The following is a 23071-nucleotide window of genomic DNA, read 5'->3' on the forward strand; positions in this document are numbered from 1 at the left end:
GCGTACGTCAGTTGTGCGGGCAGTTGCCGCGGAACTCGGCGATGGCGCCACCCGCGTCCGGCAGCGGGCACAGGAACTGCTCGTAGCGGGTGTCGTCGTCGATGAAGCGCTTCAGCCAGGAAATGCTGTACTTCGCGATCGTGGTGTTGGAGGTGTTCGGGGTGAAGTGGGACGCTCCGCTGAGCTCCAGGTACGCCTTGTCGAGCGATCCGGGCAGCGACTCGTAGAACGGCTCGGAGTGGGAGGAGACCGGCGCGACGGTGTCGCCGTCCGCCCCCACCACCAGGGTGGGGGTACTCAGTTCGGGCCAGCTCTTGTCGAGGTTCCAGCCGGTCAGCGGGATCGCCGCCTGCAGTTCCGGCCGGTCCTTGGCAGCCTCCAGGGTTCCGCCGCCGCCCATGGAGTGGCCCATGACGCCCAGACGTTCGCTGTCGATGCGGCTGCTGACGTCACTGCGCTCGGTGAGGTAGTCGAGTGCAGCGAGGAGCTGGTCGCCTCGGGCGGCAGGCTGATCCAGCCGGGTGTTGGTGTCGATGGTGAACACCACGAAGCCCTGCGAGGCGAGCCGCGGCCCGTACCAGGCCATGCTGGTCTGGTCGGCGGTGTACCCGGGAGCGACGGCGACCGCGCCGAAGGTGCCGTCCTCGGTGGAGGTCGGGTAGTAGATGGTGCCTCCGCCGAATCCGCTGACGCCCACGGAGGAGACCCGTTCCTCGGAGACGTCGTACGAACCTCGCGGGGCCTCGATGCTGGACTCGGTGGGGTCGGGTCCGCGCTCGTAGGAGTTCTCCGCCGCATCGGCCTGCTCGCCGGGGAGGAGCGCGGCGCACAGGCCGGCGGCCACGGCGGCTGCGCCGAGCGCCACTTGGGTGGCGCGGCTCTTGGGGAGTGCGTGCTTCACGAGGGGGGTCCTCTCAGTCGTCGGCGGTGCGGATCCGGCTGCGGAGCCGGATCTGTCGCCCCTGGGGCGGTTGTGCCCGGGGCGGCACCGTCTGCTGGTTGGCGGTCCCTACGGTGGTGGGTCCTCGGCCCGTGAGGCATCGGCGACTTCACCGGTCTCAAGAGGTGGTTCACACCAGCCCGTTCGTCGACAGCCTCCGTTTTCAGGCCCGGGCTGGCTGCCTTGTCGTCACGCGCCGGACAGGCTGTCCGGCGCGTGACGACAAGGCTGGAGACGCTCCCGGCGTGCTGGAGACGCCGCACGGCTCGAAGTGGCCGTGTCCGTCTGGCTCGCCAGAGCGATGCAGCGTCGGAGCCGCGCGTGCCACGACCCGGTGTTGCGCAGCCGGATGCCACTTCGACTGCGGCAGCTGGAGCTGTCCTGCGCCGGGGCGGAACCGCACCGGCGGGAGCGTCGACGGGCGCAGTGGTGGGCTTGGGGGGCCCTCACGATCGTCGAGTGCATGCCGCCGGCGGTCTGGTGGGCTGGTGCACTGGTGCACTGGTGCACTGGTGCACTGGTGCACTGGTGCACTGGTGCACTGGTGGCGAGCGAACCCGGTGAAGCCGACGGCCCGAAAGATCCTTCATGTCCCGCTGGCCCGGGAACACGACAGTCCCGCCCAGCTCTGCACGACCCACCGACACATCTCCGGGTTCCGCGAGGTGAGGGTCGGGGCAGGCACCCGGTGTGGGCCGAGCCCTACAGCAGGGCGCCGCCGGACACTTCGAGGCGCTGGGCGGTGACCCATCGCAGGTCGTCGGAGGCGAGCGCGGCGATGGCGTCACCGATCTCCTGCGGATCACCGACGCGGCCGAGCGCGGTCTGCGCGCCCAAGCCCTCGCGCATCTGCGCGTCGTCCCGCATGGCACCGCCGTTGAAGTCGGTGGCGGTCGGCCCCGGCGCGATCGCGTTGACGCGGATCTTGCGTGCCCCCAGCTCCACGGCCAGCGTCCGGCCGAGGACCTCGACCGCGGCCTTGGAGGCCGAGTACACCGAGGTTCCGGCACTGGTGTGGCGGCTGAGGGAGGAGGAGACGTTGATGATCCGCCCCCCGTCGGCCAGTACGGGCGCAAGCGCCTGGATGAGGAAGAACGTGCCGCGCACGTTGGTGTCCATCACCGCGTCGTACGCGTCGGGCGTGACCGTTTCCAGGGGGCCGAACAGCCCGATCCCGGCGTTGTTCACCAGGACGTCCAGCCGGCTCGCGCCCCAGCGCTCCAGGTGCGCGGCCAGCTGGGAGGTGAAGTCGGGGAAGGAGGCCACGTCGCTGATGTCAAGGCGCAGTGCAGCGGCCGTGGCGCCGGTGTCCTGAATGCTCTTGACCGTCTCCTCGGCCTCGTGCGGGTCGCCGCGGTAGGTGACGATGACGCGCAGCCCGTGCCGGGCCAGCGACTGGGCCGTGGCCCGGCCCAGCCCGCGATTGCCGCCGGTCACCAATGCGATCTTGCCTGACTCCATGAATGCTTCTCCCTGGCCGAACGGAACGACGCCGGCGGCGAGTGCTCCCACCGACCGAATGCGAGTCACCCGACTCGCCTCCCCTTCCACGTAAGCATCAGCGCAGTGGCGAGTCAAGTGACTCGCCTCGCGATGGAGGCATACTGGGCCCATGACCGCAGGACTCTCCGCGCACCATCAACGACTCGCTCGGCGCAAGCGCGAGGCGATCACCGCAGCGGCCACGAAGCTGTTCCTGGAACGGGGCTACGACGGGACCTCGCTGGCGAAGATCGCGCAGGAAGCGGCCGTCTCGAAGTCCACGCTGTTCAAACAGTTCCCCACCAAGGCAGCGCTCTTCGAGGCCATCGTCACCGAGTACTGGAAGGGCGGGCCGGACCCGGCGGCGCCCGCGGCGCAGCCCGGTGACCTGCGCGCCGGTCTGAGCGCGACCGGCCGCCAGTACGCGGACCTGGTCGGCCGCCCCGCGATGGCGGCCCTCTTCCGCATCGTCATCGCCGAACTGCCGCGCTTCCCGGAACTGGGACGGACTCAGTTCGAGCTGGGCAAGCTGCCCTACTTCATCTCCGTCCAGCACTACCTGGAGGCCGAGCACGCCGCGGGCACCGCGGTGGTACCCGACCCGGAGAGCGCGACGAACCAGTTCCTCGGAATGATCGCCAACTACGTCCTGTGGCCGCGAATGCTGCTCGCCGACTGGAGCCCCACACCTGCCGACGTCGACCACGCCGTCGAGGAGGCGGTCGAGACGATGCTCGCCCGCTACGGCCGCAGCGCCGGCGACCCGCAGCACTCCTGAAGGCTCCGGCGCCGCCCCCACCCCGGGAGGCCGCCGGCGGTTGCGGGCCCCGTCCGCACATCCTCGGCACCTCGGGTGTGCCGCAAGCCTCACTGGCCGCAGTTGCCAGTAGCGGTCGCACGGATCGAGTCCGCCGCCTTCGCGGGCGGCGGACTCGTCGGGCGGGCTGCCGTGGTGCGGCCCGCGCTCTCAGGCCGGCTCGGCCACGCGCACCCCGCCCCGGTCGCCCTCGGAGCAATCGGAGCCGTCGCTCGTGAACTCACCGTCCGCGGACGCGAATTGGGTGCGGTACAGCTCCGCGTACCGGCCGCCCGCGGCGAGCAGCTCATCGTGCGGCCCGCGTTCGACGATCCGCCCTTCCTCGACGACCAGGATCTGGTCCGCGGCGCGGATCGTGGAGAGGCGGTGTGCGATGACGACCGCTGTGCGGCCTTCGAGGGCCTCGGTGAGGGCCTCCTGCACGGCGGCCTCCGAGGTGTTGTCCAGGTGCGCGGTGGCCTCGTCGAGGATGACCACCCGCTGCCTGGCGAGCAGCAGCCGCGCGATCGTCAGACGCTGGCGCTCACCACCGGAGAACCGGTATCCGCGCTCCCCCACCACCGTGTCCAGGCCGTCGGGCAGCGCGGCCACGAGCCCGTCGAGACGGGCGCGGCGCAGGGCGTCCCACAGCTCCTCCTCGTCGGCGCCGGGACGGGCGAGGAGGAGGTTGGCGCGCACCGAGTCATGGAAGAGATGGCCGTCCTGGGTGACCATGCCGAGCGTGGCCCGAACCGAGTCGGCCCTCAACTCCCGTACGTCCACGCCCCCGAGGCGCACGCTGCCGGCATCCGCGTCGTACAGGCGGGGCACGAGTTGCGCGATGGTGGACTTGCCTGCTCCCGAGGAGCCGACAAGGGCGATGGTCTGGCCGGCTTCGGCGCGGAACGACACCTCGTGGAGCACCTCGGCTCCGCCCCGGTTGTCCAGCGTGGCGACCTCTTCGAGTGAGGCGAGCGAGACGCGGTCGGCCGCCGGGTAGCCGAACCGTACGCGGTCGAACTCCACCGAGACGGGCCCTTCGGGCACCGCGCGGGCGTCCGGCTTCTCCTCGATCAGCGGCTTGAGGTCGAGCACCTCAAAGACGCGCTCGAAGCTGACGAGAGCACTCATCACCTCGACGCGTGCCCCGGCGAGTGCGGTGAGCGGCGCGTAGAGCCGGGTGAGCAGCATGGCGAGCGCGACGACACTGCCGGGCTCCAGTGAACCGGTCAGGGCCAAGTGGCCGCCGAGACCGTAGACGAGGGCGAGGGCGAGGGCGGAGACCAGGGTCAGCGCGGTGATGAACACGGACTGCGCCATGGCGGTCCGAACGCCGATGTCACGTACCAGGCGTGCCCGGGCGGCGAATTCGACGGACTCCTGGTCGGGCCGGCCGAAGAGCTTCACGAGGGTGGCACCCGGGGCGGAGAAGCGCTCGGTCATCCGGGTGCCCATGGCGGCGTTGTGCTGAGCCGCCTCGCGCTGAAGTCGGGCCATCCTGGCCCCCATCCGGCGGGCCGGGATGACGAAGACGGGCAGCAGGACCAGGGCGAGCAGAGTGATCTGCCAGGACAGGCGGAGCATCACGACGAGAGTGAGCAACAGGGTGACGAAGTTGGCGACCACCGAGGAGAGCGTTCCGGAGAACGCGCGCTGGGCGCCGATCACGTCGTTGTTGAGCCTGCTCACCAGGGCGCCGGTGCGGGTCCTGGTGAAGAAGGCGACGGGCATGCGCTGGACGTGGTCGAAGACGGCGGTACGGAGGTCGAGGATCAGATTCTCGCCGAGTCCCGCCGACAGCCACCGGCCGAGAATGCCGAACGCCGCCTCGGCGATGGCGATCAGGGCGATGAGTACGGCGATACGGACGACGACGCCGGAGTCGGAGCCGTTGACGATGGCGTTGACCACGTCGCCGGCGAGTACCGGGGTGGCCACGGCGACTACCGCGGTGGCGACGCTGACCAGCAGGAACTGGACGATGCGTCTGCGGTGCGGCCGGGCGAAGGTCCCGATCCGGCGCAAGGTGGCGCGGGCGAAGGGGCGGCGGTCCTGCTGGGCGTTCAGCACGCTGTGCAGCTGGGTCCAGGCTGTGGTCTCCATGCTCATGCACAGGACGCTAAAACCTGAACCAAAGTTGAGGTCAAGCCCTGCTCGAGACCTCCCCGGAAAGCGCGCCTTCGGGCCGCTGCCGCCCGTCAGGGCAACAGCACCCAGTCCGCCGCAAGGGCCGCCACCAGGCCCACGACGAGGAGCCAGCTGCCGAGCCGGGTGCGGCCCCTGCGGCTCAGGTCGATCACGATCCCGCAGAGGATGAGCAGCAGTCCGTAGACGCCGACGACGAGGACGGACGAGCGACTCGCCAGGCGTACCGCGAGCACGACTGCGGCGGCCACCATGAGCACTGCGGCGGCGGCGATCCTGAGGCGTCTGGCCTGACGGGGCGTCGTCCCGCCGCGTTCGGGGTCGCCGGACTCTCCGGCCTCGTCCGGTTCATGATCGGGAGAGCTCATGGCCTGGATCGTAGCCGCTCGCAGTTCGCCTGTTCGACGGTCGGGCAGGGGCGGGACCGGCCGCAACTCCGGACCGTCCGGGGTCAGCGCAGCAGCAGCTGCAGGCCGCCGAGGACGGTCGCGGCGAGGACCAGGCGTTCGAAGAGCCGCTGGTCGATCCGGTCGACACAGCGTCTGCCGAGATAGGCGCCGGGCACGACGAACAGGACGAGGGCGGCGTCCAGCAGCAGCGAGTCGGCGTCGATCAGGCCGAGACCGGCGCTGAACGGCAGCTTGGAGGTGTTGACGATGAGGAAGAACCAGGCGGAGGTACCCAGGAATCCGAGCTTCCGGAAGCCTGTGGAGAGCAGGTAGAGCGACATCACCGGACCGCCCGCGTTGGCGACCATGGTGGTGAAGCCGCCGAGCACCCCGTACGAGCGGGCCTTGACGCGCGCGACCCGCAACTGCCGCCCGTCGCTGACCGGTTCGTCGCTCTCTCCCGGCGCGTCCTGCACCGGGTCGCGGTCCGTCTCCCGGCGTGCGAGGCGCTCGGCCCGGTCCGCCTGGCGCCGGCGCCAGAGCGTGACGCCCGACATGAACAGCAGGATCGCCCCGATCGAGGTGCGCACCGCTTCGTCACCGGCCCACATCATGAAGACGGTGCCGAGTGCGACACCCACCCCGACGGCGGGGAACAGCCGCCACAGCGTGGGCCAGTGTGCGTGCCTGCGGTAGGTGGCCACGGCGAGTGCGTCGCCTGCGATCAGCAGCGGCAGGAGCACGCCGGTGGACTCGCGGGCCGGCAGTACGGCGGCGAAGATCGCGAGACTGACGGTGTTCGCTCCGCTGACGGCGGTCTTCGAGAAGCCGACGAGTGCGGTCGCGGCGGCCAGTATCGCGAATTCCCAGAGGGTGACGTCCATGACGAGCGCCGATGCTATGCCGTCCCGTTCACGGCCGGGCGGCCGGGGCTTCCAGCAGCGCCCGGCGGAATAACCTCGTGCCCGGCCCTCCCCCCTTCACTACACTCGGCGAAGCCCGCCGCGACGGCGGGAGCGCCGCCTCACGGTGGCGCCTGGAACGCACCGTGACGAAGGAAGGGAGACGGCCGGGCGAGACCTCCGCACCGTCGCCGTCCCCGCGTCCCGGTTCGACGTGATCCTGGTGTCTCCGGCGCCCCGGCGCCGGCTGCGCGGCCGGCCCCGGACCCCGTGACGACCCACGCATCCGCGTCCCGACGGAACTGATCCGACGGACCGGCCCACGACGCATGCGCGCGCCGTGGCGAACCGCCGTACCGGCCTTGCCACTTCGGCAGGCCGTGTCGTCCGGGCATCGCGCCGACCCGTTCTCATCCCGAACCGAAAGGCCACCGGGCCGTGCGTACTCCCCTGCAGTCCAGTCCTGCCATCCCCCTGTCCGCCGTCCGCAATCTGGGCATCCTCGCCCATGTCGACGCCGGCAAGACCACCGTGACCGAGCGGATCCTGTACCTCACCGGCTCCACGCACAAGCGCGGCGAGGTCCACGACGGCACCACCGTCACCGACTTCGACGCCCAGGAGCGCGACCGCGGCATCACCATCTTCGCCGCGGCGGTGAGTTGCACCTGGGACGGCCACCGGATCAACCTCCTCGACACCCCTGGGCATGTCGACTTCGCCGATGAGGTCGAGCGCTCGCTGCGGGTACTGGACGGCGCGATCGCCGTGTTCGACGCGGTGGCCGGTGTGGAGCCGCAGAGCGAGTCGGTCTGGCGGCAGGCCGACCGGCACGGTGTCCCGCGGATCGCGTTCGTCAACAAACTCGACCGGTCCGGCGCCGACCTCGACTCGGCCGTGGACTCGATCCGGCGCCGGCTGCACACCGTGCCGCTGGTCGTGCAGATGGCCGTCGGCCGTGAGGACGGCTTCACCGGTGTCCTCGATCTCGTCCGCCTCCGGGCACTGACCTGGGCCGACGGCGAGGGTGTCGCGCAGGGGCCGGTGCCGGACCAGCTGCGCGAGGAGGCGGAACGCCGCAGGCGGCTGCTCGACGAGGCCGTGGCGGAGCTGCACCCCGAAGCGCTCGAGGAGTACTGCGCGCAGGGCTCCCTGACGGCAGGGACGCTGACAACGGCGCTGCGCGAGGTCACCCGTACCGGAGACGGTGTCGTGGTGCTCTGTGGTTCGGCGTACCGGAACCGGGGCGTCGAGCCGCTGCTGGATGCGGCGGTGGCCTACTTGCCGTCACCGTCGGACGTGCCGCCGGTGCGGGGCATGCACGACGGCGTCGAGCAGGAGCGACCGGCGGATCCCGAAGCGCCGTTCGCGGCACTGGCGTTCAAGGTCAACTCGACCGCCACCGGGCGGCTCACGTATCTGCGGGTGTACTCGGGGACGCTCACGAAAGGAGACACGGTGTGGGACGCGGGCGCGCACCGCAAGGAGCGCGTCGGGCGGATCCTGCGGGTACAGGCCGACCGGCGCACTGATGTGGAGCGCGCGGTCGCCGGTGACATCGTCGCGGTGATCGGGCTGAAGAGTGCCCGGCCGGGCACGACACTGTGCGCACACTCGGCGCCGCTCGTGCTCGAACCTCCTTCCTCGGCGACACCGGTGGTTTCGGTGGCGGTTGAGGCCGCCCGCAACTCCGACACCGACCGTCTCGCGGCCGCACTGGCCCGCCTGGTCGAGGAAGACCCTTCGCTGACCGTCGGCACGGACGCGGAGACCGGACAGACCGTGCTCTCGGGCATGGGTGAGCTGCATCTGGAGGTGGCGGCGGAGAAGGTCCGGCTGGCCACCGGAGTCGAGATCGGCACCGGCCGGCCTCGGGTCGCCTACCGCGAGACGGTGCTGCGCGGTGTGTCCGGTTTCGTGTACCGGCACGTCAAACAGGACGGTGGCGCGGGCCAGTTCGCGCATGTCGTCGTCGATGTGCGGCCCCTGGACCCCGATGACGGTACGACCGGTCCGGCCGACCTGGTCTTCGGCTCCAGCGTGGTCGGTGGCCGGGTGCCGCGGGAGTACGTGCGGGCGGTCGAGGCGGGGTGCAGGGACGCGTTGGCCGAGGGGCCGCTCGCCGGTCATCCGGTGACCGGAGTGCGGGTCACGCTCACGGACGGGGCGACCCATCCGAAGGACTCTTCGGAGATGGCGTTCCGTACGGCGGGCCGGTTCGCGCTCCGGGACGCGCTGCGCGCCTGCACCATGGCGGTCCTCGAGCCGGTCGTCGAGGTGACGGTGACGGTGCCCGACGATGCCGTCGGCGGGGTGCTCGGTGACGTGGCGTCCCGTCGCGGCCGGGTGTCGGGGTCCACGGCGCGGACCGGTACGGCGGTACTCACCGCCGATGTGCCGCTGGCCGAACTCTTCGGCTACGCGACACAGTTGCGGAGTCGGACCCAGGGGCGCGGCTCGTTCACCACGCGGCCTGTCGGTTACGCGGTGGTTGCGGCGCACGTGACGACCGGCTGACCTGCGACCCGCCGGCCGGTGCCGGGACACCGGCGCCGGCCGGCGGTGCGGTCGGGGCGGCAGGTCCCGGGGCCGGTACGGCGGCGGCGGCGGGGGCGGGGCAATCGGTACTCCTGGTTCCTGTCGCGCCCCGGGCGCCTGTGTTGAGCTGGACGGCCGAGGAGCTCACCGAGCCTCTTTATTGACATGTCTACTTCACGACTAGGCCTGATCGTGCCGTCATGTCGCTATATCGCCAACCCGGTTTCGCGTGCACCACCGGCCCGACAGGCCCCGCACCGACCCGGACGTCAGGAGGAAGTATGTGTGCGACCTGCGGCCCCGCGGATGAAGTACCCCTGGATGAGGCCGAGTTCGACGCGGCCGGCCGGTCCGGCCCGTCCAGGCGCCGACTCCTCATGGGTGTCGGCGCGGGACTCGGACTCGCCCTGACGAGCGCGCCGTTCGCGATGTCCACCGCGTCGGCCGCGAGCCTCAAGAACGGCCGGTGGTGCAATCCCGCGCTCGGCCACTTCCCCGACGGCGGTCACTACGGCGCACCCCGAGGGCGGCTTCCGCACGCCGGCCAGGACGTCACCAACTCTGTCGGCACCGCCGTCTACGCTGCCGCGGCAGGAAAGGTGGTGCGCCGAGGCTCCGGGGTACTGGCCGGGCGCACCGGCAACGGCCTGGTCCTCTCGCACGGCGGCGGCGTCTACACGTACTACGGGCACCTGAGCGCCTTCCGGGTGGGCGCCGACGCCGAGGTGAGTGCGGGCCGGCGTATCGCCGACATGGGCGCCACCGGAAACGTCACAGGCCCGCACCTGCACTTCGAGATCCATCACGACGGACTCAACGCGACCACCGATCCGGTCGATTACCTGTCCGCCCGCGGAGTGGGCCTGGGTGGCGGCTGGCCGAGTCTCGACCCCGGCGCCTCCGGCAGGACCGTGGTGGCCCTCCAGCACTTGATGACGAAGCGGGGGTACGAACTCGAGGCGGACGGCGCGTATGGTTCCGCCTCCGTCGCCGCGGTGAAGAAGTTCCAGTCGGCGCGGGGGCTGGTCGCCGACGGCCAGGTCGGCCCCCGGACCTGGCCCGTACTGGTCTATGCGCTGCGGCGCGGGGCCTCCGGTGTCCATGTCCGCGCACTGCAGGTGGCACTCAACAAACGCAGCGCGGGCCTGGCGGTCGACGGCGACTTCGGCTCGGTGAGCGAAACGGCCGTCCGCACGTACCAAGGCCTCAACCGACTTGTCGCGGACGGAGAAGCGGGCCCGAAGACCTGGCGAGCACTGGTCGCCTGACACTTCCCACTCACCCCGGGCCGGAACCGGAACCTGCGTCCGGCCCGGGCCTCGCACGCGTACCACCGCAGGCAGCGACGGAACCACGCCGCCGGAGCGGCGGCACGAGACGGTCGGTGACCGGGCACCCGCGGAAATCGGCGCTGCGCCGAAAACTTCCGGAAGGCTGTCGACTTACCTGCCACGCATTGAATCCTGCCCTTTTCCACGTCGACACCGCGAGTTTTTCTCGGCGACTTCTACGCATCGGGCATCACATTCTTCTGCAGCATTCCAGAGGTATTTACCGGTGCCCGAGGCAACGCCTCCGAAACAAAACCAGTACTTCCAGTACCGGTCCCCCACTGTAGGAAGCCACAAACAAAAGCCGCGGTCAGCGTCCGGCCTCGCCAACTGACTTTCGCGTAACGTGACTAGACCTCAGGGAACCACTCCCACAGGCGGTCGACTATCGAGTCCAAATAGCGCCGCCCCTCCTCACCGGCGGCAGCACCGATGGCCCGGCCGAGCGTCGCGGCCATGATCGCCTGGTACTCCTGGTGCATCGAGCGCAGCGGCTCCTTCAGGTCGCGCTTGTCGATCGCGGTCAGCTTCGCGATGTCCTTGATGTGCGCCTGCCAGCGCGTGGTCACCGCCTCGACGAGCAGCCTCGCGAGCTCGTCCTGCAGCCCGGTGATGGCGATGAAGTCGCTCGGCGGCAGCTGGAAGAACTCCCCCAGTCGCGCCGACTGCATCTTGTCGCCGACCCATCGGCCCGCCTGTTCCATCTGGAGATAGGCGTCGACCGGCACCCCCACGGTCCGCGCCACGTCCTCCGCCGCGACCCCCCGCGAGAGGCGGTACTCGAACAGCGTGCGCGGCCGCCCCATGAGGTCGCCCGGCGAACACCACAGCGCCGCCGCGAGAGCGGCCAACTCGCTCGCGGTCGGCAGTACCGCGCCACGCTCCCAGGCCGTGATGTGCTCGGGCGTCACGTGCGTCATCCCGTAGGAGGCACGCACGCCGTGGGCCACATGCTCGGGCGCCATCCCGAGTTTCCAGCGCAGGGTGCTGGCGGCGCGCGCGTTAAAAGGAATCAGTGGGGGCACAGCTACAGACTGTAAAGATCTTCGCAGAAATCTCCAAGTGTGCCTGTCGATTGCACCCCGTTTTGGACGGATAGGTCGGAGCCAATCCTGTAGGAACCCACGGGACAATCCGCGGCCCCGGGAGCCGTTTATCGGCTGCCGATTGAGAAATCCCGACGGACGCGTATGATCCGCCCGCAAGGTGTCGCATACACGTTCGCGCGAAAAACGGCCGCGAATGGCACGGGCGCGACGCCTGGCCACTTCCCCCGATCCTGTATACGTCCAGGAGACGCGCATATGCAGACCAGTACGACGAGGCCGCCCGGCTCGGCTCCGGCCGGATCCGGAGGGTCGCTCGACCGGTTCTTCCGGATCAGCGAGCGCGGCTCGACCTACGGCCGGGAGATACGTGGCGGTCTCGCCACGTTCTTCACCATGGCGTACATCCTCGTCCTCAACCCGATCATCCTCGGCAGCGCCGAGGACAAGTTCGGCAACCAGCTGAACTCCACTCAGATCGCCACCGCCACCGCCCTGGTGGCCGCGGTGATGACCATCATCATGGGCGTCGGCGGCAACCTGCCGCTCGCGTTGGCCGCAGGTCTCGGCATCAACGCCATCGTCGCGTACCAGGTCGCTCCGCTGATGAGCTGGAACGACGCGATGGGCCTCATCGTCCTCGAGGGACTGCTGATCACCGTCCTGGTGATGACCGGCCTGCGCGAGGCCGTCATGCACGCCATCCCCCAGGCACTCAAGCAAGCCATCAGTGTGGGGATCGGCCTGTTCATCGCGTTCATCGGCTTCGTGGACTCCGGGTTCGTCTCCCGCGTCCCGGACGCCGCGAACAGCACCGTGCCCGTCCAGTTGGGCACCGGCACGCTGACCGGCTGGCCGATGCTCGTCTTCTGCCTCGGCGTCCTGACGACCGTCGTCCTGCTGGCACGCAAGGTCAAGGGCGCGATCCTGATCAGCATCGCCGCGATGACCGTCCTCGCGGTGATCATCAACGAGATCGCCGACGTCAAGACCTGGGGCCTGACCAACCCGACGCTGCCCGACAACGCCGTGGCGTCGCCGGACTTCGGACTGCTGGGCCAGTTCGACCTGTTCGGCGCCTTCGGTCAGGTCAGCGTGCTGACGGTCGTCCTGCTGATCTTCACGCTGATCCTCTCCGACTTCTTCGACACCATGGGCACCGTCGTCGGTGTCACCGCGGAGGCCGGACTCCTCGACGAGCGCGGGCAGGTACCGGGCCTCGGACGTGTGCTGTTCATCGACAGTGCCGCCGCCGTGGCCGGTGGCGCCGCCTCCGCCTCGTCGGCGACCGCCTACGTGGAGTCCGCCGCGGGTGTGGGTGAAGGCGCCCGTACCGGCTTCGCGAACATGGTCACGGGCGGACTGTTCGCCCTGGCGCTGTTCCTCACCCCGGTGTTGACCCTGGTGCCGATGCAGGCGGCCGCGCCGGCTCTGGTCGCGGTCGGGTTCCTGATGATGACCCAGGTCAAGCACATCGACTGGGAACGCTACGACCTCGCCATCCCCGCGTTCCTGACGATCGCCGTGATGCCGATGACGTACTCCATCACCAACGGCATCGGCGCCGGCTTCGTCTCGTACGTGCTCATCAAGGCCTTCCTGGGCAAGGGCCGTGAGGTGCACTGGCTGCTGTGGGGTACCGCGGCGCTGTTCGTGCTGTACTTCGCGATCGATCCGCTGGAGCAGATCCTCGGGCTCAAGTGACCCGGGCGCTCGCGGTGTGAGACGTACGAAGGGGCGCCCCTGGAATGCGCCGACGGCCGGGGCGCCCCTTCGTACTTTCCTGCCCGGGCCGACTCCCCGCTCCGAGGGCATCGCGCGGGCTGCTCGACGCACCCCGGCCTGGGCCGGCGGTAGGTGCTTAGAGTAGCCTTGCCTAAGTTTTGCTCACACTGTTTCCGCAGGTGGGGGTGCTCGATCCCGGAGGAGTTGGGGTGGTTCCGGCAGAACCGTCGGGGCGGGGCGTACTGCGCCATGCCGTCCGCGCGCAGCGGGGCAGGGTCGCCGTCGGCGCACTGCTCGGTTCCGGTCACCAGATCGGCGAAGCGCTCGTCCCCGTCCTCATCGGTGTGGTGATCGACAACGCGGTCACCGATTCCGACACCGGAGCCCTGGTGCTCTGGCTGGTCGTGCTCGCCGTCGTCTACGTCGGCCTCGCGCTGAGCTTCCGCTTCGGCGCCTGGAACGGCGACCTCGCCGCCACCCGCGCCGAGCACAAGCTGCGCGTCACCCTGGTCGAGCGGGTCATCGCCCCCGGCGGTGGTACGGAACGGGGCAGACTTCCCGGTGCCCTGGTGAACATCGCGACCGAGGACGCCAAACGCGTCGGCGTCTCGATCATGGCCCTGATGATCGGCACCTCGGCCCTGATGGGCCTGTTGACCTGCGCCTTCGTCCTGCTGCGCACCTCGGTGACACTGGGACTCGTGGTGCTCCTGGGCACCCCCGTACTGCTCGGGCTCGCGCACCTGCTGAGCAAACCGCTCGAAGCGCGCAGCGGCGCCGAGCAGGAGCGAGCCGCACACGCGTCCGCGGTGGCCGCCGACCTGGTCGCCGGCCTGCGGATCCTCAAGGGCATCGGCGGCGAGCCGACCGCCGTGACCCGCTACCGCACCACGAGCCGGGAGTCACTGCGGGCGACGCTGCGGGCGGCGCGCGCCCAGGCTCTGCAGAACGGGACCGTCCTGGCTCTCACCGGCTTTCTGATCGCCGCGGTGGCCCTGGTCGGCGGACGTCTCGCGGCCGAAGGAAGCATCAGCCTCGGCCAGTTGGTCTCGGCCGTCGGCCTCGCCCTGTTCCTGCTCGGCCCACTGCAGACCCTGGCCTGGGTGAACGCCGAACTGGCCCAGGGACGCGCCTCGGCCGCCCGGATCGCGGACGTACTCGGCACATCTCCCACCGTCTCCTCCGTCAGCGACACCGGCAGCGCGCTGCCCGCGCCCGCCGAACCGGTGGCCGGCGCCCTCCGTCTCACGGGCGTCGGGCACGGCGGCCTCGACGCCCTCGACCTGGCCGTCGCACCGGGCGAGCTGCTCGGCGTGGCCGCCACCGACCCGGCGCACGCCACCGATCTGATCCGATGCCTGGCCCGCGGGACCGACCCCGAGCAGGGCACCGTGGAACTGGACGGAGTGTCGCTGCGCGACCTCGATCCGGCAGCACTGCGCACCCACCTCCTGGTCGCCGAACACGACGCGGACCTCTTCGAGGGCACCGTGCACAGCAACGTCACCGCTGCCGCGAACGGCTCGGCGGAACCGGATCGTGCGATGGCGGCGGCCGGCGTCACCGAGGTGGTCCGTACGCTGCCACGGGGCGCCGAATCGGCGGTCAGCGAGCGCGGCCGCTCGCTCTCCGGAGGGCAGCGGCAGCGCGTCGCGCTGGCCCGTGCCCTGGCCGCCGACCGTCCGGTACTGGTCCTGCACGACCCGACGACCGCGGTGGACGCGGTCACCGAGGCGGATGTGGCCACCGGGATCAGGGAGTTGCGCACCGGCCGGACCACCGTGCTCGTCACCACCAGCCCCGCCCTGCTCGCCGTCGCCGACCGGGTGGCACTGCTCGTCGACGGGCGGGTCACCGACACCGGCAGCCACGCGGAACTGGCCGCCCGGCACGAGGTGTACCGATCGGCGGTGCTGTCGTGACCCTCCCCTCCCCGCAGGACACCGGCCGGACGGACCCGGACACGCAGGCATCACCCACTCCCGGAACGGACACGCTGATGCCGGAGCCCGGCCCCACCCGGAAGCCGGACGGCGAAAGGGAGTTGCTGCCCACCGCGACCGGCCGCGAGACCTGGGCCGCGGTCCGCGAGCTGCTGCGGCCGCGCCGTGGTCTGGCGCTCGCCGGACTCGCCGTGATGGTCGCGGCGACGGGCATCGGGCTGCTGATCCAGCCGCTCCTCGGACGCATCGTCGACCTGGTCGCCGAGCAGCACTCGCCGGACGCCCTGACCCTGCCGGTCGTCCTGCTCGTGTTGGTCGCGCTGGCCCAGGGCGGCGCCACCGCGCTCGGCCTGTCGCTCGTGTCCCACCTCGGCGAAAGCGTCCTGGCCCGGCTCCGCGAACGCTTCGTGGCGAACGCGCTGCGGCTGCCGATCGGACAGGTCGAGAAGGCCGGGGCCGGCGACCTCACCGCCCGCGTCACCCGTGATGTGTCGATGGTCGGCGAGGCAGTGCGCTCCGCGCTGCCCGAACTCGCCAGGTCCGTCCTCGCGATCGTCCTCACGCTGGCCGCGATGGCCGCCCTCGACTGGCGCTTCCTGATCGCCGCGCTGATCGCGGTGCCGGTCCAGGCCCACACCGCCCGCTGGTACGTACGCCGAGCCGTCCCGCTCTACGCGCAGCAGCGCATCGCCACCGGTGCCCAGCAGCAGCAGCTGCTCGACACGGTCGCCGGCGCCGGCACGGTGCGGGCCTTCCGGCTCGAGGAGCAGCACACCGAACTGGTGACCCGTCGCTCGTCCACCGCGGTCGGCCTCACCATGCGCGGCGTCCGCCTGGTGCTCGACTTCTACAACCGCCTGCACGTCGCCGAGTACGCGGGGCTCGCCGCCGTACTCGTCACGGGATTCCTGCTCGTACGCGCCGACTCGGTCTCGATCGGTACGGCGACGGCGGCGGCGCTCTACTTCCACAGTCTCTTCGGCCCGGTCAATCAGGCCCTGGTCCTGCTCGACGACGCGCAGTCCGCGAACGCCTCGCTGGCCCGCATCGTCGGAGTGACCTCGAAGCGCACCGCCGAGACATCGGCGGACGGGCGGACGCCTGACGCGGTGGGCGAGGAGCAGCGGGCGGAGTCGGCCCAGCACGTCGAGGCCGGCGAGGCGACGGACGCACCCGGCGTCACCGTCACCGTGACGGACCTGAACCATGCCTACGAACCCGGACGTCCGGTGCTGCGTGACGTCGATCTGACGCTGCGCCCGGGCGAGTTGGTCGCCCTGGTGGGGCCGAGCGGCGCAGGCAAGACCACCCTCGCCAAACTCGTTGCAGGCGTGCACCAGCCCGCCTCCGGCACCGTACGGCTGACCGGCAGCGGATTCGCGTCGAACGGTCCGCCGGTTGCGCTCATCACCCAGGAGACCCACGTCTTCGCCGGCCCGCTGGAGGACGACCTGCGCCTGGCCCGCGCCGACGCCACCGACGAGGACGTCCACGAGGCACTGGCCACCGTGGACGCCCTCGACTGGGCTCTTGCTCTGCCCGACGGACTGAGCACCGTGGTGGGCGAGGGCGGGCATCGCCTCACCGCCGCTCAGGTGCAGCAACTCGCCCTGGCCAGACTGGTACTGGCCGACCCGCCCGTCGCCGTACTCGACGAGGCCACGGCGGAGGCGGGCAGTACCGGAGCGCGGCTTTTGGAGAAGGCGGCGCAGCGCGCGGTCGCCGGCCGCACGACCCTCGTGGTCGCCCACCGCCTGACGCAGGCCGCTACCGCCGACCGTGTCGTCGTCATGGAGGACGGACGCATCGTGCAGAACGGCACGCACGCCGATCTCTGCGCGGAAGCCGGGCCGTACGCGGAACTGTGGGAGGCCTGGTCGGGGGCTCGCTGACTCCGTCCCGTCCGTCGAGAACGCAGGCGGAGCGGGTGGCCGGCGGCCGGTCAGTCGAAGACGCCGCTGTACGCGTTGAGCGCGGGCTGGCCGCCGAGGTGGGCGTAGAGCACGTTGGACTCCGCGGGGATGTCGCCGCTGCGTACCAGGTCGACGAGGCCGGCCATCGATTTCCCCTCGTAGACGGGGTCGATGATCATGCCTTCGAGGCTGCCGCAGAGCCTGATGGCATCCACCGTGGACTGGACCGGCACACCGTACGACTCACCGGCCCAGCCCTCCAGAACGGTGATCTCGTCGTCGCGCAACTCCCTTCCGAGGCTGATGAGTTCGGCGGTGCTGCGGGCGATCTTCGCGACCTGGGCGCGAGTGTCGCCGATCTTGGCGGAGGCGTCGATGCCGATGACACGCCGCGGCCGGTCCTGGCCGGCGAATCCGGCGATCATTCCGGCGTGGGTGCTGCCGGTGACGCTGCACACCACGACGGTGTCGAAGAAGACGCCGAGCTCGCGTTCCTGCTGCTCCACCTCGTAGGCCCAGTTGGCGAAGCCGAGACCGCCCAGCCGGTGGTCGGAAGCGCCGGCCGGGATGGCATAGGGAGTGCCACCCGCGGCCCGTACGTCGTCCAGTGCCTGGTTCCAGCCGTCCTTGAAGCCGATGCCGAAGTCGGCGCGGACCAGGCGGACTTCGGCGCCCATGATGCGGGAGAGCAGGATGTTGCCGACCTTGTCGTTGACGGCGTCCGGCCAGTCGACCCAACTCTCCTGCACCGTGACGGCCTTGAGCCCGAGGCGGGCCGCGACGGCGGCGACCTGACGGGTGTGGTTGGACTGGATGCCGCCGATGGTGACCAGCGTGTCGGCGCCCTGCGCGAAGGCGTCCGGCACCAGGTACTCGAGCTTGCGGGTCTTGTTGCCGCCGAAGGCGAGACCGCTGTTGCAGTCCTCGCGTTTGGCCCAGATCCGGGCGCCGCCGAGGCGGCCGCTGAGGCGGTCGAGCGGATGGACCGGGCTGGGACCGAAGAGCAGCGGGAAACGCTCGAAATCGGCCAGGGACATGACGACTCCTTCACCTGCGGGACGGGACGGGGCGGGAGGGAACGGGGCGGGACGGGGCGGGGCGGGACGGCGGACCGGGACAGGCCGAGGCTGCGACGGGGACGAAAGCCAGGGACCACTCAGGGCGCCGAACGCCCGCGACCGCCCTCCCCGGGACCGGCGGGGCCGTGCCGGTCCTCCTGGTCGGGCAGCGGCACGGCGTCGAGCAACGGCGCGAGAGTCTGCCAGTTGGCGTGGACGGCGGCCGCCGCTGCGTCCACGTCCCCGGCCGCGCACAACGCGATGATCAGCTCGTGCTGCGCGACGGACCCACGGCCTCCGAGCGAGCCGAACCGCAGTCGCTCCACTCGGCGCAACACCGGGGTGAACTGGTCGAGGACGGACCGTACGGCCGGATTGGCACTGGCAGTCACCGCCACGTCGTGGAACGCGTCGTCGGCGGCGAGCGCGGCATCCACATCGCTGTCGGCGAGAGCGCGGGCGAACCGGGCGTTCGCCTCCCGCATGGCATCGAGTTCGGCCGCCGAGAGGTCCGGAAGCGCTTCACGGACGGCGAGTTGGTGCATGGCGGCCGTCACCGACTGAGCAGCCCGCTCCGCACGGCTGTCGAGCGGGCTGACGATCGTGTAGCGCCCGGGCTTTGTCCGTACCAGGCCGGCCTGCTCGAGCCGTCCGAGAGCTTCCCGGACCGGAGTGCGGCTGATGCCCAACCACTCCACCAAGTCAGGGTCGTTGAGCCGCTCCCCCGGTGCGAGGGTGCCGTCGACGATGGCGTCGCGGATCACCCGGTACGCGTTCTCCCGCAGGAGCGACCTGGATACGAGACCTCGACTCTCCGGAACCGGCATGCAATATATTGCGCATCGCATGCCGGAACCTGTCAAGGACAGTTCCCGGCTCTTACCGAAGACAGAGCGACTCCTGGGGCGGACGGGCCGTCGGGCCCGCGCCCGGCCGAGCCCCACGGCGAACATCCGCAGATCGCAGTTCTCCGGCAGCGTCACACTCTTCCCCGAAACCCCGACCCGGACGCCGCCCTTCAGTCCTCCGGCGGGGCAGACACGCGGGTCAAGGGGCCCGCGGTAACGACCAGTTGCACGGCCGTCCTCCCCGCCGCCCGGAGACGACCGCACCGGAGTCACCGTGCGACCCGCCGAGCACGCTGCGAACGCTCGGCGACCTCGCCCCTCCTATGATTCGGCCATGCCCCGAATCGACCGCGCCGCCAGACTGATCGCCGCACCGCCGGGGTCCGTGTACGCCGCCCTCGTCGACCGCGAAGCCCTCGAGGCATGGCTGCCGCCGGACGGTATGCGCGGCCGGATCGAGCGGTGGGACCCGCGGCCCGGCGGCGGGCTGCGGATGGTGCTCACCTACCTGGATCCCGCCGGCAGCCCGGGCAAGACCTCCGACGCGACGGACGTCGTGGACATCGGTTTTGCCGACCTCGTGCCCGCTGAACGCGTCGTGCAGCAGGCGGTGTTCGAGGCGGACGACCCCGCGTTCGCGGGCACCATGACCATGACCTGGGAGCTCACCCGCGCCGGCGACGGGACCGAGGTGAGTGTCTCGGCGACCGATGTGCCGTCCGGTATCAGCCAGTCCGACCACGAGGCCGGCATCGCTTCCTCTCTCGCCAACCTGGCGTCGTACGTGGAGCGACGGCCCTGAGTCCGGCGTGGCGAGGTAGGCTGCCGCGCATGGTTCACATGTACGTCCGCCGCCGGACCGTCTGACCGCCGCACCACACCAACCACAGTGTGTGCGGCGCCGATTGAGTGGCCGCTCGAGTGTCACTCGAGGGGCGGCTCGGCAGCTCGCGGCCTGCGAGCCGCGCGCCCGGCGCAGGCTCCACTTCACCCACCGTCCCGGCAGCGTGCGACGACGGCTCAGCCGGTCGACCACTCCCGCCGCGACACTCCGACGAACATGGGACCCACAGGTATGGCATCTTCCCCCGGCAACACCGCCCCCACGGCCAACTCGGCCCGCCCTCAAGGCACTTCGAACCCGCGCGGCGATCGGTCCACGGACCCCACCTTCGTCCTGGTGCACGGCTCCTGCTCCAGCTCGCTCATGTGGGCCCCGGTGCAGCGCGAACTCGCCCTGCTCGGCCGCCGCAGCTACGCCGTCGACCTGCCGGGACACGGCTGCGACGCGCAGTACTCGACCCACTACCAGGCACCGCAGGACCTCGACGCATGGGCGCACGAGCCCTCTCCGCTCGCGGGCGTCACCCTGCAGGACAACGTCGACTTGGTCGTCGATGTCGTACGCCGGCTCGCCGAGCACGGACCGGTGGTCCTGGTCGGCGCCAGCCTCGGCGGCACCACCATCACCGGAGTGGCCAACTCGGTACCCGAGTTGGTCGACCGGCTCGTCTACATCTCCGCCTGGTCCTGCGTGGAGCGCCCGAACCCGGTCGCCTACATGACGGAACCGGAATTCGCCGGCAGCCTGCTCGCACCCCTGGCGCCGCTGAACGTCGGCGATCCCGCAGCTCTCGGCGTCGGCCGGGCCAACTACCGTACGTCCGACCCGAATCTGCTCGCCGCCGCGAAGGAGGCGATGATGGCGGACGGGACCGACGCGCAGTTCATGGCCTTCCTCAACATCCTGCAACCGGAGGAGTCGATGGCGGTGATGACCTCCGACGCCCGAGCGCACGCGAGCACCTGGGGAACCGTCCCGCGGACGTACATCAGGCTCAGCGAGGACCGCTCACTCCCCGTCGCCATGCAGGACCGGCTGATCGCCGAGGCCGACGCCCTCACCCCCGACAACCCGTACGACGTGCACACCCTGCCCACCAGCCACGTCGGCTTCCTCCTCGCCCCGGAGAAGCCTGCCGCCATCCTCGACCGACTCCCGCTGAACGACCGCCCGTGACGGCCCCGCACTGACAACGGCGGACCGTGGCCGCCCCACCCACGGTCCGCCGGAGCGCGCCCCACGCGTCTTCGCGTCACCAACGTGCAGGTCGAAGGCTCTGGCACAGCGCCCACTCAGCCGGCAACGGCGTCCGTGAGGGGCGTAGCCATCTCCGTTGTCAGTAGTGTGCGGAAATGACAAGAAGCGAGCGAATCGCGGACCAGTTGGACCGGCACTGGCAGAAGAATCTGAGACCGCGGCTGCGCGGTCTTACCGATGGGGAGTACCTCTGGGAGCCGGTGCCTGGCTGCTGGAGCATTCGCCCGCGTGGCACGTCGGCCCCACCGATGTCGGAGGGGTCGGGGGAATGGACAATGGATTTCGCGTCCCCCGCACCGGTACCGCCGCCGGTGACCACGATCGCCTGGCGGCTGGCGCACATCATCGTCTCCTGCCTGGGCTATCGAGTCGGCTGGCACTTCGGCGGCCAGGACGTCGACTCTGCGACATTCGCCTACGCGGGGACCGCTGACGAGGCGCTGCACCAGCTCGACGAGATGTACGGAAGGTGGCACGCGGGGGTCGGCGCGCTCTCGGACACCGACCTGGAGAATCCGCCCACGGTGGGTCCCGAGCGGGTTCCCATGGAAGGCATCGTCCTGCACGTCAACCGAGAACTGATCCACCACGGCGCCGAGATTTCCCTGCTGCGCGATCTCTACCTCCGGCAGGACGGATCCGTACAGGTGCCTGTTGACCGGCGTACGTAGCCCGCTTAGGTTCGAACCCGTACAGAAAGCGCTTACCGTCACGCGAGCCCGACCGGGCGGCACGGGAGTCCCGAGGCCTCGATGCCCAGTACCACTCGCCGACCGCCCACATCACCCCACTCCTCAGCCCGAGTTGGAGATTGCAGTGGCAGCGACCGCTCAACGATTCGACGGACTGCCCGGCGGCGTCGCCGTGTCCCACCTGTCCGTGTACGACTGGCCCGCAAGCGACGGACTGTGCGGCGGTACGCCCCATCTGCATCTCACGTGCAGCGAGGGCTATGTCGTCATGGGCGGGCGAGGTGCGGTCCAGACCCTCACCGCCTCGGGCTTCGACCGGACCACGCTCGAGCCGGGCACCGTCGCGTGGTTCACCCCCGGCACCATCCACCGACTCGTCAACGATGACGGCGCCCTGCAGATCGTCGTGCTGATGCAGAACAGCGGGCTGCCGGAGGCCGGGGACGCCGTGCTCACGCTCCCGGCGGAGTATCTGGCCGACCCGGACACCTACGCTGCGGCCACCGCGATCCCCACGGAAGCACCCGAGGCGGACCAGGAACGCGCGGCGCGGGCACGCCGGGACCTCGCCATCGAGGGATACGTCCGACTTCGCGAACACCCGGACGAGTTGCCCGCGTTCCACGAGGCGGCAGCACGTCTCGTACGGCACCGGGTCGACGCCTGGCGCAAGCGATGGGAAGCCGGGGCCGCAGCCGCGAACGCCGCCACCGCCCAGCAGCTCGACCGGCTGGCCGCGGGTGACGCCGGGCATCTGGCCGACGCCGTGGTGCGCAGTGAAGTCCCCGCCGCACACGGCAAGTTCGGCATGTGCGGCCGTCTCGACGTCTACCGGACCGAGTGACGTCCGGACTGATTCTCCGCACCGTCCGCCGGGACTCGCTCCCCACTGTGCCTTGTTCCGGAATGAGCCCCTCTGCCACGGGTACTCGCCTCTGGTCCGCAACCAACAAGCATTCCAGACCCGTTGGGAGGCACTTCTCATGGGAATGGGAGCCAGCCTCGTCATGCTCGCCGTCGGTGCGATCCTCGCGCTGGCGGTGGACTGGGAGATGCAGGGCGTCAATCTCGACATCGTCGGCCTGATCATGATGGTCGTCGGCCTGATCGGCGTGTGCTCGTACGTGAGTATCTTCAAGCGCCGCAAGATGCAGGCACCGCCGCCGGCGGCCCCGGTCGTCGAGCAGGACCACCGCTACTACGAGTGAGACCCCACCGCCGG

Annotated in this window: 18 protein-coding genes and 1 pseudogene; 11 read left to right on the forward strand and 8 right to left on the reverse strand. The window is 70.5% G+C overall.

Annotated elements, in window-relative coordinates; genetic code table 11:
- Window positions 1–7 precede the first annotated feature (7 nt).
- The gene (locus tag DSC45_RS03900) at window positions 8–901 is read right to left on the reverse strand and encodes a bis(hydroxyethyl) terephthalate hydrolase (RefSeq protein ID WP_119287115.1); all 894 of its coding nucleotides are present in this window, start codon (window positions 899–901) and stop codon (window positions 8–10) included.
- Window positions 902–1642: 741 nt separating this feature from the next.
- The gene (locus tag DSC45_RS03905; protein WP_119287668.1) at window positions 1643–2401 is read right to left on the reverse strand and encodes an SDR family NAD(P)-dependent oxidoreductase; all 759 of its coding nucleotides are present in this window, start codon (window positions 2399–2401) and stop codon (window positions 1643–1645) included.
- Window positions 2402–2552: 151 nt separating this feature from the next.
- Between DSC45_RS03905 and DSC45_RS03910 the strand changes: the two genes are divergently transcribed.
- The gene (locus DSC45_RS03910; RefSeq protein WP_119287117.1) at window positions 2553–3200 is read left to right on the forward strand and encodes a TetR/AcrR family transcriptional regulator; all 648 of its coding nucleotides are present in this window, start codon (window positions 2553–2555) and stop codon (window positions 3198–3200) included.
- 189 nt (window positions 3201–3389) lie between these two features.
- Here the strand turns inward: DSC45_RS03910 and DSC45_RS03915 are convergent, their stop codons facing one another.
- The 3 genes and pseudogenes from DSC45_RS03915 to DSC45_RS03925 all read right to left on the reverse strand — a co-directional run bounded on the left by DSC45_RS03915 (window position 3390) and on the right by DSC45_RS03925 (window position 6636).
- Entirely contained in the window at window positions 3390–5327 is a 1938-nt protein-coding gene (locus DSC45_RS03915; RefSeq protein ID WP_119287118.1) for an ABC transporter ATP-binding protein, read from the reverse strand.
- Between the two features lie 89 nt (window positions 5328–5416).
- Window positions 5417–5665, reverse strand: a pseudogene (locus DSC45_RS03920) (hypothetical protein); the annotation flags it as partial.
- Between the two features lie 149 nt (window positions 5666–5814).
- Window positions 5815–6636, reverse strand: a complete 822-nt coding sequence (locus DSC45_RS03925; RefSeq protein WP_119287122.1) for a sulfite exporter TauE/SafE family protein — start codon at window positions 6634–6636, stop codon at window positions 5815–5817.
- Window positions 6637–7092: 456 nt separating this feature from the next.
- Here DSC45_RS03925 and fusA point away from each other — a divergent pair, with 456 nt between their 5' ends.
- Together fusA and DSC45_RS03935 are read left to right on the forward strand one after the other, a co-directional pair.
- A complete protein-coding gene (gene fusA, locus DSC45_RS03930) occupies window positions 7093–9171 on the forward strand; it encodes an elongation factor G (protein ID WP_119287124.1) in 2079 nt (692 codons plus the stop codon).
- Window positions 9172–9473: 302 nt separating this feature from the next.
- Window positions 9474–10460, forward strand: a complete 987-nt coding sequence (locus tag DSC45_RS03935; protein ID WP_119287126.1) for a peptidoglycan-binding protein — start codon at window positions 9474–9476, stop codon at window positions 10458–10460.
- A gap of 413 nt (window positions 10461–10873) precedes the next feature.
- On the opposite strand, the gene DSC45_RS03940 is transcribed toward DSC45_RS03935, so the two are convergent.
- Entirely contained in the window at window positions 10874–11548 is a 675-nt protein-coding gene (locus DSC45_RS03940; protein WP_162929120.1) for an XRE family transcriptional regulator, read from the reverse strand.
- A 279-nt stretch (window positions 11549–11827) separates the two neighbouring features.
- On the opposite strand from DSC45_RS03940, the gene DSC45_RS03945 reads away from it, so the two are divergent.
- The 3 genes from DSC45_RS03945 (at window position 11828) to DSC45_RS03955 (ending at window position 17129) form a co-directional block, all read left to right on the forward strand.
- Window positions 11828–13273, forward strand: coding sequence for an NCS2 family permease (locus tag DSC45_RS03945; protein ID WP_119287129.1), 1446 nt, complete (start codon window positions 11828–11830; stop codon window positions 13271–13273).
- 230 nt (window positions 13274–13503) lie between these two features.
- Window positions 13504–15216, forward strand: a complete 1713-nt coding sequence (locus tag DSC45_RS03950) for an ABC transporter ATP-binding protein (protein WP_119287131.1) — start codon at window positions 13504–13506, stop codon at window positions 15214–15216.
- Window positions 15217–15293: 77 nt separating this feature from the next.
- On the forward strand, window positions 15294–17129 hold the full coding sequence (locus tag DSC45_RS03955; protein ID WP_119287670.1) for an ABC transporter ATP-binding protein: 1836 nt from the start codon (window positions 15294–15296) through the stop codon (window positions 17127–17129).
- A gap of 50 nt (window positions 17130–17179) precedes the next feature.
- Here DSC45_RS03955 and DSC45_RS03960 read toward each other — a convergent pair whose 3' ends face one another.
- On the reverse strand, window positions 17180–18187 hold the full coding sequence (locus DSC45_RS03960) for a 1-aminocyclopropane-1-carboxylate deaminase (RefSeq protein ID WP_119287132.1): 1008 nt from the start codon (window positions 18185–18187) through the stop codon (window positions 17180–17182).
- 119 nt (window positions 18188–18306) lie between these two features.
- Window positions 18307–19035, reverse strand: coding sequence for a GntR family transcriptional regulator (locus DSC45_RS03965; RefSeq protein WP_119287134.1), 729 nt, complete (start codon window positions 19033–19035; stop codon window positions 18307–18309).
- Window positions 19036–19390: 355 nt separating this feature from the next.
- On the opposite strand from DSC45_RS03965, the gene DSC45_RS03970 reads away from it, so the two are divergent.
- From DSC45_RS03970 to DSC45_RS03990, 5 genes are all read left to right on the forward strand, one after another.
- A complete protein-coding gene (locus DSC45_RS03970; RefSeq protein WP_119287136.1) occupies window positions 19391–19858 on the forward strand; it encodes an SRPBCC family protein in 468 nt (155 codons plus the stop codon).
- 273 nt (window positions 19859–20131) lie between these two features.
- Window positions 20132–21076: an alpha/beta hydrolase gene (locus DSC45_RS03975; RefSeq protein WP_119287138.1), complete on the forward strand. Its 945-nt coding sequence runs from the start codon at window positions 20132–20134 to the stop codon at window positions 21074–21076.
- A gap of 176 nt (window positions 21077–21252) precedes the next feature.
- Window positions 21253–21828 (forward strand): DinB family protein, encoded by a 576-nt coding sequence (locus DSC45_RS03980; RefSeq protein ID WP_119287140.1) that lies wholly within the window; start codon window positions 21253–21255, stop codon window positions 21826–21828.
- Between the two features lie 145 nt (window positions 21829–21973).
- A complete protein-coding gene (locus DSC45_RS03985; RefSeq protein WP_119287142.1) occupies window positions 21974–22693 on the forward strand; it encodes a cupin domain-containing protein in 720 nt (239 codons plus the stop codon).
- A gap of 139 nt (window positions 22694–22832) precedes the next feature.
- On the forward strand, window positions 22833–23057 hold the full coding sequence (locus DSC45_RS03990; RefSeq protein ID WP_119287143.1) for a DUF6458 family protein: 225 nt from the start codon (window positions 22833–22835) through the stop codon (window positions 23055–23057).
- Window positions 23058–23071: the final 14 nt, after the last annotated feature.

The sequence above is a fragment of the Streptomyces sp. YIM 130001 genome, assembly GCF_003574445.1.
In the GTDB taxonomy this organism is placed as follows: Bacteria; Actinomycetota; Actinomycetes; order Streptomycetales; family Streptomycetaceae; genus Streptomyces.

Coding starts and splice junctions, on each gene's coding strand:
- DSC45_RS03980 (WP_119287140.1), top strand. CDS start 21,253: ATGACAAGAAGCGAGCGAATCGCGGACCAGTTGGACCGGCACTGGCAG.
- DSC45_RS03925 (WP_119287122.1), bottom strand. CDS start 6,636: ATGGACGTCACCCTCTGGGAATTCGCGATACTGGCCGCCGCGACCGCA.
- DSC45_RS03955 (WP_119287670.1), top strand. CDS start 15,294: ATGCCGGAGCCCGGCCCCACCCGGAAGCCGGACGGCGAAAGGGAGTTG.
- DSC45_RS03965 (WP_119287134.1), bottom strand. CDS start 19,035: ATGCCGGTTCCGGAGAGTCGAGGTCTCGTATCCAGGTCGCTCCTGCGG.
- DSC45_RS03935 (WP_119287126.1), top strand. CDS start 9,474: ATGTGTGCGACCTGCGGCCCCGCGGATGAAGTACCCCTGGATGAGGCC.
- DSC45_RS03990 (WP_119287143.1), top strand. CDS start 22,833: ATGGGAATGGGAGCCAGCCTCGTCATGCTCGCCGTCGGTGCGATCCTC.
- DSC45_RS03975 (WP_119287138.1), top strand. CDS start 20,132: ATGGCATCTTCCCCCGGCAACACCGCCCCCACGGCCAACTCGGCCCGC.
- DSC45_RS03905 (WP_119287668.1), bottom strand. CDS start 2,401: ATGGAGTCAGGCAAGATCGCATTGGTGACCGGCGGCAATCGCGGGCTG.
- DSC45_RS03910 (WP_119287117.1), top strand. CDS start 2,553: ATGACCGCAGGACTCTCCGCGCACCATCAACGACTCGCTCGGCGCAAG.
- DSC45_RS03945 (WP_119287129.1), top strand. CDS start 11,828: ATGCAGACCAGTACGACGAGGCCGCCCGGCTCGGCTCCGGCCGGATCC.
- DSC45_RS03970 (WP_119287136.1), top strand. CDS start 19,391: ATGCCCCGAATCGACCGCGCCGCCAGACTGATCGCCGCACCGCCGGGG.
- DSC45_RS03915 (WP_119287118.1), bottom strand. CDS start 5,327: ATGAGCATGGAGACCACAGCCTGGACCCAGCTGCACAGCGTGCTGAAC.
- DSC45_RS03960 (WP_119287132.1), bottom strand. CDS start 18,187: ATGTCCCTGGCCGATTTCGAGCGTTTCCCGCTGCTCTTCGGTCCCAGC.